This window comes from Georgenia sp. M64 (genome assembly GCF_038049925.1).
GTDB lineage: Bacteria > Actinomycetota > Actinomycetes > Actinomycetales > Actinomycetaceae > Georgenia.
The window spans coordinates 1,119,848-1,134,645 of the sequence record NZ_CP145809.1 but is presented as its reverse complement, the minus strand read 5'-3'; the positions used below and the strand labels follow the sequence as shown (position 1 = coordinate 1,134,645).

Genomic DNA, 14,798 nt, shown 5'->3' with positions numbered 1-14,798 from the left:
CCCGCCACGGTAGCCAGGCGCCCGCGCTCAGGTCCGGCGCCACGCGCTGCCGTGCCGGCGGACCCGACCGGCGAGCTCGAGGAGGCCGAGCGCGGAGCGGACCTCGGCGGCGCTGAGCCCGGCGGTCCGGGCCAGGTTCTCCGCCGGTGCCGCGGACCGGGCGGGGAGAGCGTCGAGGACCCGGGCGGCGACGTCGTCGAGGCCGTCGAGGAGGCCCGCCTGGACCGCGGGCTCGGCGGCCGTGGTGCTGCCGACCGGGCTCGCGAGCTCGAGCACCTCCGCGGCGTCGGTCACGCACACCGCCCCCTCGCGCAGCAGCCGGTGGCAGCCGACCGAGGCCATCGAGGTGATCGGGCCCGGGACCGCGCCGACAGGTCGGGCGAGCTCGACCGCCCGGGCCGCGGTGCTCAGGGCCCCGGAGCGCCAGGCCGCCTCGACCACCACGGTCACGGCACCGAGCGCGGCGATGAGCCGGTTCCGCGCGAGGAACCTGGACCGGCTCGGTGCGCAGCCCGGTGGCACCTCGGCGACGACCGCCCCGTCGGCCTCGACCGCCTCCAGGAGGGCGGCGTTCCCGGCCGGGTAGAGCCGGTCCACGCCACCGGCAAGGACCGCGACGGTCGGGCCGCCGGCCGCCAGCGCCCCGCGGTGGGCAGCGGCGTCGATGCCGTACGCCCCGCCCGAGACCACGACCGTGCCGGCCTCGGTCAGCCCACCCGCCAGGTCGGCGGCCGCGCGCTGACCGTATGCGGTCGCCGCGCGTGCGCCCACGAGCGCGGCGGTCCGCGGAGCGGCAACGACGGTGGGGTCCCCGCGCACCCACAGGGCGAAGGGGGCGCCCTCGCCCAGGTCGGCGAGGGCGGTGGGCCAGCCGGGCTCACCCGGCACGACCAGCGTCCCACCGAGCCGGTGGAGCACCTCGAGCTCGCGGCGCACGTCCAGGTTCTCCAGACGCGGCGCCCACCGCGCCACGGCCGCCTCCCAGGGCCGTTCGGCGCCCGGCACGGGCGCCGGCCGGCCGCGGGCGGCTCCGACGAGCCAGTCCAGCGCTGCCACCGGTCCGAGCCGGGAGACGAGGATCCCGGCGGAGGTGTCCCCCGGCTCCACCAGGCGGCTCCACGCGGCAGCGGCCAGGCGGGCGTCGCCGGCGTCGAAGGGCAGGTCAGGCATCGCTCTCTCCTCTCGTGCGCAGCCCGAGGGCTGCGCCGACGTCGGCGACGGTCGGACGGCTGCGTCCGTCCAGGTCCGTCAGGGTCCACGCCAGGCGCAGCACGCGGTCCATCCCCCGCATGCTCAGCACCCCCCGGTCGGCGGCGCGGCCGAGGGCGGTACGGACGTCGTCGGGCAGGTTGCCCTCCGGCCCACGCAGCCAGGAGCCGGGCACGGCGGCGTTGGTCGACCAGGGGGTGCCGGCCAGGCGCCGGCGCTGACGGTCGCGGGCCAGGGCGACGCGCGAGGCGACGGCTGCGGTCGTGTCCGGGGCTCCGCCGAGGGAGAGCGCGGCGCGGCTCACCGGCTCGACGTCGACCTGGATGTCGACGCGGTCGAGCAGCGGGCCGCCCAGCCGGGCGAGGTAGCGCCGCCGCTCCATGGGCCGGCAGGTGCAGTGCAGACCCTTGCCCACCGCCCGCCCGCACGGGCAGGGGTTCGCGGCGAGCACCAGCTGGAAGCGGGCGGGGTAGCGGGCGGTCCCGGCCGCACGGTGGAGGACCAGCTCGCCGCGCTCGAGCGGCTGGCGCAGCGTCTGCAGCACCCGCGGGGAGAACTCGGGGGCCTCGTCGAGCAGGAGCACCCCGTGGTGCGCCCGGCTGGCGGCACCGGGGCGCGGCAGGCCGGACCCCCCGCCGACCACCGCGGCCGGTGTTGCGGTGTGGTGCGGCTCCTCGAAGGGCGGTCGTCGGATGAGTCCGTGGGCCGGGTCGAACGTGCCCGCCACGGAGTGGACGGCGGTGACCTCCACCGCCTCGGCGTCGGTGAGGTCCGGCAGCAGCCCGGGCAGTCGCGCGGCGAGCATCGTCTTCCCGGCGCCGGGCGGTCCGACGAGGAAGAGGTGGTGGCCGCCCGCCGCGGCGACCTCCAGGGCGAACCGGGCCTCGTCCTGCCCCAGCACCTCCGCGAGGTCCGGCGGGGCCGGTACGACGGGGGCCACGACGACCGAGCGTGGGGCCTCGGCCGGCAGGTCCGGGACCCGGGCGTCACCCCCGTAGGAGCGCAGGAGCTCGGCGAGGTGGTGGACGGGCCGGACGACCGCCCCGGGCACGAGCCTCGCCTCGGCGGCGTTGGCAGCGGGCACCACGACGTCGGGCCGCCCGGCGCTCACCGCCGCGGCCACCGCCGGCAGGATCCCGCGCACCGGGTGCAGGCGGCCGTCTAGCCCGAGCTCACCCAGGTGGACCCGGCCCGCAGCCTCCGCAGCCCCGGGCAGGTCCACGGCGGCCAGCACGGCGACGGCGAGCGCCAGGTCGAGGCCGGAACCGGTCTTGGGCAGGGTCGCCGGGGAGAGGTTCACCGTCGTCCGCCGGGCGGGCCACGCCAGGCCCGAGGACGTCACCGCGGCCCGCACCCGCTCCTTGGCCTCGTTGACCGAGGCGTCGGGCAGCCCGACGACCGTGAACGCGGGCAGGCCGGGCGCCACGTGCGCCTCCACCTCGACGACGTGGCCCTGCAGCCCCAGGAGCGAGACCGTGCGGGTTCGTCCGAGCCCCACTACCCCACCGCCCTGAGGTGCTCGACCACCGCCGGTCCCGCCGGTCTGGCCAGGACCGCGACGACGTCGATGCGGATGCCGCGGGCGCGGCGGTCGTGCTCGCTCAGCCACAGCGCCGCCAGGACGCGCAGCCGGGCGAGCTTGACGCGGGTCACGGCCTCGGCGGGGTGACCGTGCGCCGTCCCCCGCCGGGTCTTGACCTCGACGAAGACGATCTCGTCGCGCTCGTGGTCCACGGCGACGAGGTCGATCTCCCCGCGCGCGCAGCGCCAGTTGCGCTCGACCACCTCCAGGCCCTCCTCGGCGAGGAGCCGCTCGGCGACGCGCTCGCCGTACGCACCGACGGCGTCCTTGGCTCTCATGGACGCGAGCCTGCCGGGGCTGCGGACCCGGACGCCGGCCCTCCCGCCCGGCTGGGGACGGACCGTCCGCGCGGTGAGCGGTGCGGGAGGAGTGGGCTGCGCAGAGGGAGTGGGCGGCGTCGCGGCGTCAGGGCCTCACGCCGCCGGATCCGCGCGCGTCCGGCGACGCGACCTCGCGCACGTCAGGCCTCGGGACCTCGAGCGCCTCCGGTCAGGGGACCTCGAGCTCCCGCTTGGCGAGCTCCTCGACGTTGACGTCCTTGAACGTGACCACCCGCACCGACTTCACGAACCGGGCGGAGCGGTAGACGTCCCACACCCAGGCGTCGGTCAGCGTCAGCTCGAAGAAGACCTCACCGCCGGTCGAGCGCACCTGCACGTCGACGTTGTTGGCCAGGTAGAACCGGCGCTCGGTCTCGACGACGTACGAGAACAGGCTCACCACGTCGCGGTACTCGCGGTACAGGTCGAGCTCGAGCTCGGTCTCGTAGTTCTCCAGGTCCTCGGCGCTCACGGGACCATCATGCCCTCCGGCCGACGCTCGGACGTACGCGCCCGTTCCGTGGCGAGCACGTCATCGAGCACGTCGTCGTCGCCGAGCACGCCGACCGCGACGTCCTCACCGGTCGGGTCCTCGTGGCCGAGCACGTCGTCACCGAGCGCCACGTCCTCGCCGCTCGGGTCGACGCCGCCCGCGGGGCCGCCCACACCGGGCAGCCGCCAGGAGCGGCGGTGCAGCTCACAGGTGCCGTGCTCGCGCAGGGCCTCGATGTGCTCGGCGGAGCTGTACCCCTTGTTCGCCTCCCAGCCGTAGCGCGGGTGGTGCGGTGCGAGGTCCACCATGATCCGGTCGCGTGCCACCTTGGCCAGGACGCTCGCAGCGGCGACGACGGCGCACGCGGCGTCGGCCTTGACCTGGGTGCGCACGGGCGGGCACGGGACGGGAGCGCCCGGCACGTCGAGGGCGGGCACGAGCATCGCCGAGAACAGGTCCGGCTCGGGGTCGCTGAGCCAGTCGTGGACGCCGTCGAGGATGACGACCGCCGGGACGCGTCCGCGGTCGGCCAGCTCGGCCAGCGCCCGACGGCCGGCGAGCCGCAGCGCCGCGATGATGCCGAGCCGGTCGATCTCCTCCGGACCGGCGTGGCCGACGGCCGAGTCCGCGCACCACGCGTGGACCGGGTCGACGAGGTCCTCACGGGCCCGCGCCGTCAGCAGCTTGGAGTCGGCGAGCCCGCGGGGCATCCGGCGCGACGTCGCGGCACCGACGACGGCGACGCCGACGGTGACCGGACCGGCCAGTGCCCCCCGCCCCACCTCGTCCATGCCCGCGACGAGGACGTCGCCGCCGAGCTCGGCGAGCAGCGCCGTCTCCAGGCTCCGCGACGGACGGCGCCTGGCGGTGGACCGCACGGCGGCCCTGGTAGCCGGCGCGCGGTCGGCGGGCGCGCTCACGGCGCCGGTGCCGGGACGTCCTCGAAGGTCCCGGGGTTGTTGAGCAGGGAGATCCGGTCCGCCGGCCACAGGATGACGAAGGCGCGGCCCACGACGTTGTCGACCGGCACCGTGCCGCCCCCCGGGTCCCCGAGGTGCGCGCGGGAGTCGGCCGAGTCCGAGCGGTTGTCGCCCATGAGCCACAGCTGCCCCTCGGGGACCTCGACGGAGAAGTCGGTCTCGCTCGAGGACACGCCCTCGCGCAGGTACGGCTCCTCGACGGCCTCGCCGTTGACCGTGAGGACTCCGTCCTCGGCGGCCACCGTGTCACCGCCCACACCCACGATGCGCTTGATGAGGTGCTGGCCGGCGTCCTGAGGAAGCAGACCCACCCAGGTGAGGACCTCGGTCACCCGCTGCTGCCACACGGGCCGGGTGTCCGGGGGCAGGTCGTCGAGCCACCCGCCCGGGTCGACGAAGACGACGACGTCACCGCGCTCGAGGTCGAACGGCTCGGGCGCCAGCTTGTTGACCATGACCCGGTCCCCGAGCTCGAGGGTGTGCTCCATGGAACCCGACGGGATGTAGAACGCCTGGGCGAGGAAGGTCTTGATGAGCACCGACAGCACCAGGGCGCTGACCATCACGGTGAGTGTCTCCCGCAGCCACCCGCCGCGGCGCCGGGCGGGGGCCGCGGCAGCCGAGGGCGCGGGAGCGGGCGGGTAGCTCGGCGGCATCGCCGGGCGGGGCGCCGGCGCCGTCGGGGCGAGGGGGTCGCCCTGCTCCGGCGCGTTGGTGCTCTCGGTGCTCACCTGGTCGTGACTTCCCCTCTTGCGGTGCGACCGTGCCGGTCGCGGCCCGACGGGGGCCGTGGCTAGACCCTACAAGGTCCGGACAGCACGCTGCCCGGCACACCGCGAGGGTGGCCGGGCAGCAGCACGGGTCAGCGCGCGGTGGTCTGGCGCTTCTCCTTGATCTTGGCCTTCTTGCCGCGCAGGGAACGCAGGTAGTACAGCTTGGCGCGACGCACGTCACCGCGGGTGACGACCTCGATGCTGTCGAACGAGGGCGAGTGCACCGGGAAGGTGCGCTCGACGCCGACGCCGAAGCTCACCTTGCGGATCTTGAACGTCTCGCGCACGCCGTCGCCCGAGCGGGCGATGACGACGCCCTGGAAGACCTGGATGCGGGAGCGGTTGCCCTCGACGACCTTGACGTTGACCTTGAGGGTGTCGCCGGGCCGGAAGGACGGGATGTCCTCGCGGAGCGAGGAGGCGTCGACGGTGTCCAGGGTCTGCATGTGATCTCTTCCCGCTCGTGCCACAGGTCACGCGCGCTGCTCGGGCGGCGGTGCGCCGCTTGTCGTCTCGTGGGTGCTCGGCGTCGGCGTGCCCGGTCCCCCTGTGGCAGGTCCGGGAGGCACGATGTCGCGACGCAGGGCCGTCCTAGTCTGCCACAGCCGTGACGGGCAGGCTAACCTCCGGCGCCGGGCCCGGGTGTGGCGTGCGGCACCGGGCGGGCCATGACCAGGTCCTCCTCGATCGTCCCGCCCACGCGGAACGAGCGGGTGCCGACCGTGGTGTACCCGTGCCGGAGGTAGCTGCGCTGCGCGCGGCGGTTCCCCTTGTTGGTACCGAGCCACAGCGTGGTCACGGGCTCGCCGTCGACCCGACGCTCGGCGACGGCGTCCGCGGCGGAGTCCATCAGGGCCCCGCCCAGGCCGGTCCCGTGGAGGTCCGCCAGCACGTAGCACTTGCTCAGCTCGGCGGCCGGGCGGCCGGGGACGACCTCGGCGACCTCGGCCGCCGCCGGCCCCTCGTCCGCCGAGAGCGGCAGGACGACGAGGGTGTAGCCCACGAGCCGGCCGCCGTCGGCGAGGCCGGCGCCGGCATCCCCGACGGCGAGGCCGGTGTCGGCGACCTGGACGAGGTAGCGCTCGGGCTCGGCAAGGTAGGCGGCGAAGTGCGCGGCGGTCAGGTGCGACGCGACGAACGCCGCGATGTCCTCCGCCCCCAGGCCGGGCGGGCACGCCAGCGGGAAGGTGGCCGCAGCGAGGTCCGCCAGCGCCGGGGCGTCGGCGGCGACGGCGTCACGCACCCGCACCCGGACCGGCCCGGACCCGGCGGGCACGTACCAGCCGAGCCCGGCGAGCACGCGGCGGTCCTCGGCGTCGAGGTCCCCTGGCGGCAGGGCGGCGAGCATGTCCGGCCGGCGCTCGGCCGTGCGCGCCAGCGACTGGTCCCGCCGCCAGCGTGCGACGCGCCCGTGGTGGCCGGAGGTGAGGACCTCGGGCACGGCCAGCCCGGCCCAGACGGGCGGCTTGGTGTACACCGGGTACTCCAGGAGCCCGGCCTCCCCGTGGGACTCCTCGACGAGGGAGGCGGGGTTGCCGACGACGCCGGGCAGGAGCCGGGCCACGGCCTCGACGACGACCAGCGCGGCGACCTCGCCGCCGTTGAGGACGTAGTCGCCGATGGAGACCTCGCGCACCTGCACTCCCGGCACGGCGGAGTAGTGCTCGGCGACGCGCGCGTCGATCCCCTCGTAGCGGCCGCAGGCGATGACGATCCGCTCGGCGCCGGCCAGCTCCTGGGCCATCGACTGGGTGAGGCGGTCACCCGAGGGCGTCGGCACCAGCAGCACCACCGGCCCCTCGCCGATCACGCCGTCCAGCGCGGCCCCCCACACGTCCGGCCGCATGACCATGCCGGCGCCGCCGCCGAACGGTGTGTCGTCGACGGTGCGGTGACGGTCCGTGGTGACGTCGCGCAGGTCGTGCACGCGCAGGTCGAGCAGCCCGTCCCGGCGGGCCCTGCCCACGAGGGAGAGCTCGAGCGGGGCGAGGTAGTCGGGGAAGATCGTGACGACGTCGACGCGCACGTCAGGCCCCGCCCGCGGGCCGGTCCCCGCTCGGCGACGTGGCCGGGTCGTCCGGACCGTCGTCGGGGCCGGCGGTGTCGCCCCGGCCGTTCGATCCGTCGCTCCCGTCGTCGTCGGCCTCGTCGTCGTCCTCGCCGGGGTCTGCGGCGAACAGCCCGCGCGGCGGGTCGACGGTGATGACGCCCGCGTCGGCGTCGACCTCGGGCACGAGCTCGGCGACGAAGGGCACCCGCGCCTGGGCGCCGTCGGGCTCGGTGACGAGCAGGACGTCCTGCGCCGGGAAGTGCTCGAGCTCGGCGACGGTGCCGAGCTCACGGCCGTCGACGTGACGCACGCGCATGCCGACGAGCTCGTGCGGGTACCAGCCCTCGTCGTCGTCGCCCTCGTCCTCGTCCTCGTCGGACTCCACCACCAGGCGGACGCCGCGCAGCGCCTCGGCGCCGCCCCGGTCGCGGGCCTCCTCGAACTGGACGTAGGTGGCCCCGCCCTGGCTGCGGAACCGTGAGACGGTCAGCGGTCCGGCGTCCGACGGCTCGGTCTCGAGCACCTGGCCGACGGCCAGGCGCCGGCCCGGGTCGTCGGTGCGGACGTCGAGCCGGACCTCCCCGCGAAGTCCGTGGGGGGCGCCGATCACGGCGACGGTGAGCAGCACGGCGGCTCCTTCTCTGGGTGGGAACACGCAGACCCGGCCCGCAGGGCGGGCCGGGTCTGCGAGGTGGTGCGTCAGCGCCGGTCGGTGTCGACCACGTCGACCCGGACCGGGCCGGTGGTGGACAGTGCGCCGATGACCGTGCGCAGGGCGCGTGCGGTGCGCCCGGAGCGGCCGATGACACGGCCGAGGTCCTCGGGGTGCACGCGCACCTCCAGCAGCTCCCCCCGGCGCAACGACCGGGTGGTGACGCGGACGTCGTCGGGGTGGTCGACGATGCCGCGCACGAGGTGCTCGAGAGCGTCCGCCAGCACGGGGATCAGGCGTCCTCGGCGGGGGCCTCGGCCGCGGTCTCCGCGGGCGCCTCGGCCTCCTTCACGGCCTTGGCCTCGGCGGCCTTCGCCTTGCGCTTCTCGGCCTCGTCGTCCGCGGCCTTGACCGCGTCCGCCTTGGCCTTCGCCGCGCCGTCGGCGGAGGTGTCCTTGGTGCGCAGGGTGCCCTCGGCGCCCGGCAGGCCCTTGAACTTCTGCCAGTCGCCGGTGACCTTGAGCAGCGCGGCGACCTGCTCGGTGGGCTGAGCGCCCACGGAGAGCCAGTACTGCGCCCGCTCGGAGTCGATGTCGATGAGCGAGGGCTCCTCGGTGGGGTGGTACTTGCCGATCTCCTCGATCGCACGGCCGTCGCGGCGGGTGCGCGAGTCCATGACGACGACACGGTAGTACGGCGCCCGGATCTTGCCGAGACGCTTGAGACGGATCTTGACTGCCACTAGGTGGTCACTCCTGGTTTCGATGAGGGGCGGACCGCGTCGGGCCCCGGTGGGTTTCGGGGCCGTCCGAGATCACGGGACGCAGCACCGGACGGTGAGAGGGGCCGGACGGGCTGAGTACAGCGGGTCATTCTGCCAGACCCGAGCCCGTTGTCCCAACGTGGGGCTCGCCACGGCGCGGGTCGCAGGGACGGGCGTCCCGAGGACGACGGGACCACCCCTCACCGGTGGCCCGGGACCGTGAAGCCCGAGGTCACCGACGGGTTCTGGACATTCCGCCGACCGCGGGCGCACGATCAGCCGAGGTCGTGGCGCGGTACCCCGGTACCCCGGCCGGACCTGGACCCCGGGTGCGACGGTGCTCCCGGGCTGGACGAGGAGGATCCATGGCACGACGACTCTCGGCACTTCTCTCCGGTCTGCTCCTGGCCGGGCTGGCCCTGCTGCCGGCCGCCCCCGCCGGTGCAGCCGCACCCGCGGACGAGCTCGCCGAGCTTTGCGCGGAGCTCTGGGGCGGCATCTCCCCCACCGACGAGCCCCTGGCCGTGTGCCAGTGGGACATGGAGCAGATCGGCGCGACCAGCGACGGCGCCCATGCGTTCGCGACGGGTGAGGGCGTGCGGGTGGGGGTCCTGGACAGCGGGGTCGACCCGACGCACGACGACATCGCACCGAACCTGGACTGGGACGAGTCGTGCTCGTTCATCTACGACGACACCCCGACCGCCGCCGCGGGTGAGGCGGGCAACGGGGACTGCACGAACAAGTCCGCCGTCGTCGACGTCAACGGCCACGGGACCCACGTGGCGTCCACGATCGCCGCGCCGGTCAACGGGATCGGCATCGCCGGGGTCGCGCCCGACGCGACCCTGGTGGCCATCAAGGTGTGCACGGAGGTCGGGTACTGCTTCGCGGACTCCGTCGCCGCCGGGCTGCGCTACGCCGGCGACCTCGGCCTCGACGTCGTCAACCTCAGCCTCTTCGCCGACCCCTACCTGTACTACTGCGGCAACGAGGCCGAGCAGCGCGCGATACTGCGCGAGCTCCAGCGGGCGACGCGGTACGCCCAGCAGCGCGGTGTGCTCGTCGTGGCCTCGGCCGGCAACGAGCAGGCCGACCTGGCACACCCCGAGCTCGACACGATCTCGCCGGACTGGCCGCCGGACGCGGCCGTCGAGCGCGAGGTGGGCAACAACTGCCGGGTGGCGCCGGCCGAGCTGCCGGGCGTCCTGACGGTCTCGGCGACCGGACCCGAGCCCCTGGCCGACTACTCCTCCGTCGGCATGGGCGTCGTCGACGTGGCCGCGCCGGGCGGCGACTACTTCTCCGCGACGGACACCGTCCAGGACGCGATCCTCGGCGCGCTGCCCAACACCCCGAGCGACATCTTCAGCATCTTCGACCCTCTGGAGGCGGTCTTCCCGGGTATCACCGCCGTGGACCAGGGCAACAACTACGGCTACCTCAACGGCACATCCATGGCGGCTCCGCACGCCGCGGGCGTCGCCGCGCTGATCGTGGAGCAGCACCCCACCTGGTCCTGGGGCGCCGTCGCCGCGGCGGTCCGGGCCACCGCCACGGAGATGCCGTGCCCGCCTGTCGATCCTGAGGATGAGGACGCTCTCCGCTGCTACGGCGGCGAGGGCCGGACGTCCTTCTTCGGGGCCGGCCTCGTCGACGCCGAGGCGGCCGCTCGCCGCTAGCCGACCACCGACCGTTGCCGGTGCGGCCTCCCCCGCACCGGCAACGCGTCGGCCACCTCGCTGCGCGGCTCGTCAGACGATCTCGCCGCGCAGGACCACCGCAGCCGGCCCGGCGGTCACGGAGACGTCGTCCCGTGGGTCCGCGTCGTAGACGACGACGTCAGCGCTGGCCCCCTCCTCGATGCCTGCGGCACCGAGGTACCGGCGCGCGCGCCACGAGGCCGCGGCGACGACGTCGGGCGCCGGCACACCCGCCCGGGCGACCTCGGCCAGCTCGGCGGGCAGCGAGCCGTGGCTGATGGTGCCCCCGGCGTCGGAGCCCATGAGGAGCGGCACCCCGGCGTCGTGCATCGCGAGGACCTGCTCGTACCGGTCGGCGTGCATGCGCCGCATCCGCGCGGCGTAGACGGGGTACTTCTCCCCCGCCTGCTCGGCGATGGCGGCGAACCGGCCGACCTGCAGAAGCGTCGGCGTGACCGCGATCCCGCGCCGGGCCGCCTCGGCAAGGTGGTCCGCGTCCATGCCGGTCCCGTGCTCGATGCCGTCGATCCCGGCGTCCAGGAGCGGGCCGATGCTCTCGCGGGCGAAGGCGTGGGCGGTGACGCGGGCACCTGCGTCGTGGGCCGCGGCGACGGCGTCGCGCAGGATCTCGGCCGGCCACAGCGGCCGCAGGTCCGACGCGGCGCCTTCGGAGCGGTCGATCCAGTCGGCGACGATCTTGACCCAGCCGTCGCCGTACGCGGCCTCCTCGGCCGCGGCACGGGGGAGGTCGGCGACGTCGTCGAGCTCGCGGCCGTAGTGCCGCAGGTACCGCTTCGGTCGGGCGAGGTGATGGCCGGCCCGGATCAGGCGGGGCATGTCGGGGCGCTGCTGCACCCAGCGGTTGTCCATGGGTGAGCCGGCATCACGGACGAGCAGGGTGCCGGCGTCACGGTCGGCCTTGCCCTGCACCTCCGCCTCGGCCTGGTCGACCTCCCCGGCTGCGCCGAGCCCGATGTGGCAGTGGACGTCGACCAGCCCGGGGAGCACCCAGCCCGTGACGATGCGGGCGCGACTGGCGTCGTCGGGTCGCCGGAAGGTCAGTCGGCCGTCGACGACCCATGCCTCGTCCAGCTCGGTGGCGTCGTCGACGACGATCGTGCCGGTCAGGTGGAGGACCTCGCTCATGGGCGACAGGCTCTCACGCCATCACGATGCTCCTGAGGTCACCCGAGACGTCACCCGCCGACCGTCACCCGCCCGCCCTCAACGTCCGTGCTCGTCGCAGGGCCTGCCCGATCTGCGTGACGACGGCGGACGGCTGGTCGACCAGCTGGCGCCAGGTGAACCGAAGAACGGTGTAGCCGGCGACAGTGAGCGCGTTGAGACGAGCCCGGTCGGCCTCGAAGTCCGGGTGCGCGCGCCGGCCGTCGACCTCGAGGATGAGCCGCTCGACCTCGAACAGGACGTCGGCGCGGGCGATCACCCGACCGTTCACCACGATCCGCTGGTCGGCCTCCCAGCCGCTCAGACCTGCGACGTCGAGGAGGCGGTGCAGGCGGCGCTCGCCCTCGCTCAGCGCTCCTCGGGCGGTCGCCGCCAGCAGGCGCCGGAGCTGAGCGACGCCCGGCCGCCCGCCACGCTCGGCGACCGCGGCGGCGAGTGCGTCCACGGTCACGACCTCGCGGGTGCGGACCCAGGCCAGGAGGTTCTCCGCCTCGCCGTACGGGAAGGTCGCCAGGCAGTCGAGCGCGGTCCGCAACGGCGTCGTCGCCTGGAAGGAGAGGACCCTCCTCGCATCGCCCGGCCCCAGCTCGAGGAAGTGCGGAACGAGTCCGGCCCGGACCCGGCGACGGCCCTGGACGATCACGTGAGCCTTTCCGTCGTCCCGCACCGGCAGCCCGTGGACGAGCGCGGCGGTCCGCAGGCAGACCACCGCGCTCGGCCACGTCAGTGCCGCCCCTGCGGCCCGGCGGTACGCGTCGCTCCCGGGCGGGACAGGTGCGGTGACGTCGACGTAGGCGGCGCCAACCAGCCGTTGCCATCGTCCCCGGGAGACGCGATGCCTGACGGATCCTCTGGTGAAGCCGGCCTCCTCCGCCATCGCGAGGGTGAAGACGCCGAGGACAGAGGATCGGCGGAGTCGCTGTGTCGCGCGCGCAACCTCGGCGGCGTACATGCGTCAAGCCTGGCGCGGACAGCCGGCAACGATCGACTGGGTGCCCACCCCGCACGCTTGAGAGCTGGTGCACAGCTCGGGGCGGCACGAGTCCTCGGCGACGACCGCGCGAACCGCAGCCCGTCCGGCCGCAACCAGGTTGCTGATCTGGTCGCGATCGACTACCAATCTGGCAACCTCGCTGAGGCCGGGGCCCAGACCCCGGTCATACGACCCCATCAGGTTGCTGATCTGGTCGCGATCAGCAGCCGATCCGGCAACCTGGCTGCGCTCGTGGAGGCGAGCCCAGCGCGTTGCCACCGGGGCGAGCCGCGCAAGGGGTAAGCCGCGGCGCTCGCATCGGGCCGGGTGGGAGCCCGGGCCGGGTGGGAGCCAAGGCCGGGTGGGAGCCCGCGCCGGACGCGGAGCCCGGGACGGACGCGGAGCCCGGGACGGACGCGGAGCCCGGGACGTACGCGGAGCCCGCGCCGGCCGGCGCGGCCGAGCCTGACGGCGCGGCCGGCCCACCCGGGACGGCCGGCGCGGCCGCAGATACCCGGCGTCAGCGCAGGTACTTCTGCAGCTCCTCGAGGTCGGGCATCTCCTGGGCCTGGCCACCGCCGGCGCCGCCGAGACCGAAGGAGGCACCGGCCGCGGGCCGGGTACCGGTCTTCTGCGAGAGCTCGACCTCCTGCTGCGCGCGCTTGGCCGGGTTCCCCGACTTGCCCTTCTTGCCCTTCTTCGGCGGCGGGGCCATGCGTCCCTTGGACTTCTTGCCGCCGCCGGGCATCATCCCCATCCCGGGGACGCCCTTGCCGCCTGAGCGGGCCATCTGGCGCATCATCGTCTTGGCCTGCTCGAACCGTTCGACGAGCGAGTTGACCTCGGCCACGGTGGTGCCGGAGCCCCGCGCGATGCGCTGGCGCCGCGAGCCGTTGAGGATCCGGGGGTCGTTGCGCTCGGCCGGGGTCATCGAGTGGACGATCGCCTCGACCCGGTCGACCTCGCGCTCGTCGAAGTTCTCCAGCTGCTCGCGCATCTGGCCCATGCCCGGGAGCATCCCGAGCATCTTCTTCATCGAGCCCATCTTCTTGAGCTGGTTGAGCTGGCCGAGGAAGTCCTGGAGGGTGAAGTCGCCCTGACCGGCGAGCTTGGCGGCCATCTCCTCGGCCTGGCCGGCGTCGAAGGTCCTCTCGGCCTGCTCGATGAGGGTGAGGATGTCGCCCATGTCGAGGATGCGCGAGGCCATCCGGTCGGCGTGGAAGCGCTCGAAGTCGCTGAGCTTCTCCCCCACCGAGGCGAAGAGCACCGGCTTGCCGGTGACGCCGCGCACCGACAGGGCCGCGCCGCCCCGGGCGTCGCCGTCGAGCTTGGTGAGCACGACGCCGGAGAAGCCGACGCCCTCGGCGAAGGCGTTGGCCGTGGTGACGGCGTCCTGACCGATCATCGCGTCGAGGACGAAGAGGGTCTCGTCGGGCCGGACGGCGTCGCGGATGTCCGCGGCCTGCTGCATCATCTCGGCGTCGATGCCCAGGCGGCCGGCGGTGTCGACGACGACCACGGAGTACTGCTTGTCGCGGGCGTGCTGGACGCCGGATCGGGCCACCGCCACGGGGTCACCGACGCCGTTGCCCGGCTCGGGTGCCCACACCGCGACGCCGGCCTGCTGGCCGACCACCTGGAGCTGGGTGACGGCGTTGGGCCGCTGGAGGTCCGAGGCCACGAGGAGCGGGGTGTGCCCCTGCTCGCGCAGCCACAGCCCGAGCTTGCCCGCGAGGGTGGTCTTGCCGGCGCCCTGGAGGCCGGCGAGCATGATCACCGTGGGGGGCTGCTTCGCCATGTGCAGGTCGCGCGCCTGGCCGCCGAGGATCTCGACCAGCTCGGCGTTGACGATCTTGATGATCTGCTGGGCCGGGTTCAGCGCCCCGGAGACCTCCGCCGACTTCGCGCGCTCCCGCACGTTGGCGGTGAAGGACCGGACCACCGGCAGGGCGACGTCGGCGTCGAGCAGGGCGCGCCGGATCTCCGAGACGGTGGCGTCGATGTCCGCCTCGGACAGACGTCCCCGGCCGCGGAGCTGCTTGAAGGAGGCGGTGAGCCGGTCGGACAGGTTCGCGAACACGGATGGGTCCCTCGGGGTGTGCGGGTGAAGATGGC

Annotated in this window: 15 protein-coding genes and 1 pseudogene; 1 reads left to right on the top strand and 15 read right to left on the bottom strand. The window is 74.7% G+C overall.

All coding sequences use genetic code 11. From position 1 onward, the window contains the following. Positions 1–27: 27 nt before the first annotated feature. The 12 genes and pseudogenes from dprA to rpsP form a co-directional block, all read right to left on the bottom strand. Positions 28–1,170, bottom strand: a complete 1,143-nt coding sequence (dprA, locus tag AAEM63_RS05155) for a DNA-processing protein DprA (RefSeq protein ID WP_341360559.1) — start codon at positions 1,168–1,170, stop codon at positions 28–30. Further along, positions 1,163–2,707, bottom strand: coding sequence for a YifB family Mg chelatase-like AAA ATPase (locus tag AAEM63_RS05150; protein WP_341360558.1), 1,545 nt, complete (start codon positions 2,705–2,707; stop codon positions 1,163–1,165). Before AAEM63_RS05150 ends, dprA begins: the two co-directional genes overlap by 8 nt. Beyond that, entirely contained in the window at positions 2,707–3,069 is a 363-nt protein-coding gene (locus AAEM63_RS05145) for a YraN family protein (RefSeq protein WP_123917651.1), read from the bottom strand. Before AAEM63_RS05145 ends, AAEM63_RS05150 begins: the two co-directional genes overlap by 1 nt. 211 nt (positions 3,070–3,280) lie before the next feature. After that, the gene (locus AAEM63_RS05140; protein ID WP_123917649.1) at positions 3,281–3,583 is read right to left on the bottom strand and encodes a DUF2469 domain-containing protein; all 303 of its coding nucleotides are present in this window, start codon (positions 3,581–3,583) and stop codon (positions 3,281–3,283) included. Continuing rightward, entirely contained in the window at positions 3,580–4,482 is a 903-nt protein-coding gene (locus AAEM63_RS05135; protein WP_341360557.1) for a ribonuclease HII, read from the bottom strand. Before AAEM63_RS05135 ends, AAEM63_RS05140 begins: the two co-directional genes overlap by 4 nt. A gap of 38 nt (positions 4,483–4,520) precedes the next feature. Continuing rightward, positions 4,521–5,315, bottom strand: a complete 795-nt coding sequence (gene lepB / locus AAEM63_RS05130; RefSeq protein WP_341360556.1) for a signal peptidase I — start codon at positions 5,313–5,315, stop codon at positions 4,521–4,523. Between the two features lie 131 nt (positions 5,316–5,446). Next, positions 5,447–5,803, bottom strand: coding sequence for a 50S ribosomal protein L19 (gene rplS / locus AAEM63_RS05125; protein ID WP_341360555.1), 357 nt, complete (start codon positions 5,801–5,803; stop codon positions 5,447–5,449). Between the two features lie 173 nt (positions 5,804–5,976). Beyond that, on the bottom strand, positions 5,977–6,600 hold the full coding sequence (locus tag AAEM63_RS05120; protein ID WP_341361315.1) for a GNAT family N-acetyltransferase: 624 nt from the start codon (positions 6,598–6,600) through the stop codon (positions 5,977–5,979). A 30-nt stretch (positions 6,601–6,630) separates the two neighbouring features. Next, positions 6,631–7,383, bottom strand: a pseudogene (trmD, locus tag AAEM63_RS05115) (tRNA (guanosine(37)-N1)-methyltransferase TrmD); the annotation flags it as partial. 1 nt (position 7,384) lies between these two features. After that, positions 7,385–8,035: a ribosome maturation factor RimM gene (gene rimM, locus AAEM63_RS05110; RefSeq protein ID WP_341360554.1), complete on the bottom strand. Its 651-nt coding sequence runs from the start codon at positions 8,033–8,035 to the stop codon at positions 7,385–7,387. 71 nt (positions 8,036–8,106) lie between these two features. After that, positions 8,107–8,346, bottom strand: coding sequence for an RNA-binding protein (locus AAEM63_RS05105; RefSeq protein ID WP_123917641.1), 240 nt, complete (start codon positions 8,344–8,346; stop codon positions 8,107–8,109). Between the two features lie 5 nt (positions 8,347–8,351). Then, positions 8,352–8,801, bottom strand: a complete 450-nt coding sequence (rpsP, locus tag AAEM63_RS05100; RefSeq protein ID WP_341360553.1) for a 30S ribosomal protein S16 — start codon at positions 8,799–8,801, stop codon at positions 8,352–8,354. A 386-nt stretch (positions 8,802–9,187) separates the two neighbouring features. Between rpsP and AAEM63_RS05095 the strand changes: the two genes are divergently transcribed. Continuing rightward, complete coding sequence (locus AAEM63_RS05095) at positions 9,188–10,504, top strand: S8 family serine peptidase (protein ID WP_341360552.1); 1,317 nt, start codon at positions 9,188–9,190, stop codon at positions 10,502–10,504. 72 nt (positions 10,505–10,576) lie between these two features. On the opposite strand, the gene AAEM63_RS05090 is transcribed toward AAEM63_RS05095, so the two are convergent. The 3 genes from AAEM63_RS05090 to ffh form a co-directional block, all read right to left on the bottom strand. Next, complete coding sequence (locus AAEM63_RS05090) at positions 10,577–11,671, bottom strand: amidohydrolase family protein (protein ID WP_341360551.1); 1,095 nt, start codon at positions 11,669–11,671, stop codon at positions 10,577–10,579. A gap of 64 nt (positions 11,672–11,735) precedes the next feature. Next, the gene (locus tag AAEM63_RS05085) at positions 11,736–12,662 is read right to left on the bottom strand and encodes a DUF559 domain-containing protein (RefSeq protein ID WP_341360550.1); all 927 of its coding nucleotides are present in this window, start codon (positions 12,660–12,662) and stop codon (positions 11,736–11,738) included. Positions 12,663–13,203: 541 nt separating this feature from the next. Next, on the bottom strand, positions 13,204–14,763 hold the full coding sequence (ffh, locus tag AAEM63_RS05080) for a signal recognition particle protein (RefSeq protein ID WP_341360549.1): 1,560 nt from the start codon (positions 14,761–14,763) through the stop codon (positions 13,204–13,206). Between the last annotated feature and the right edge of the window lie 35 nt (positions 14,764–14,798).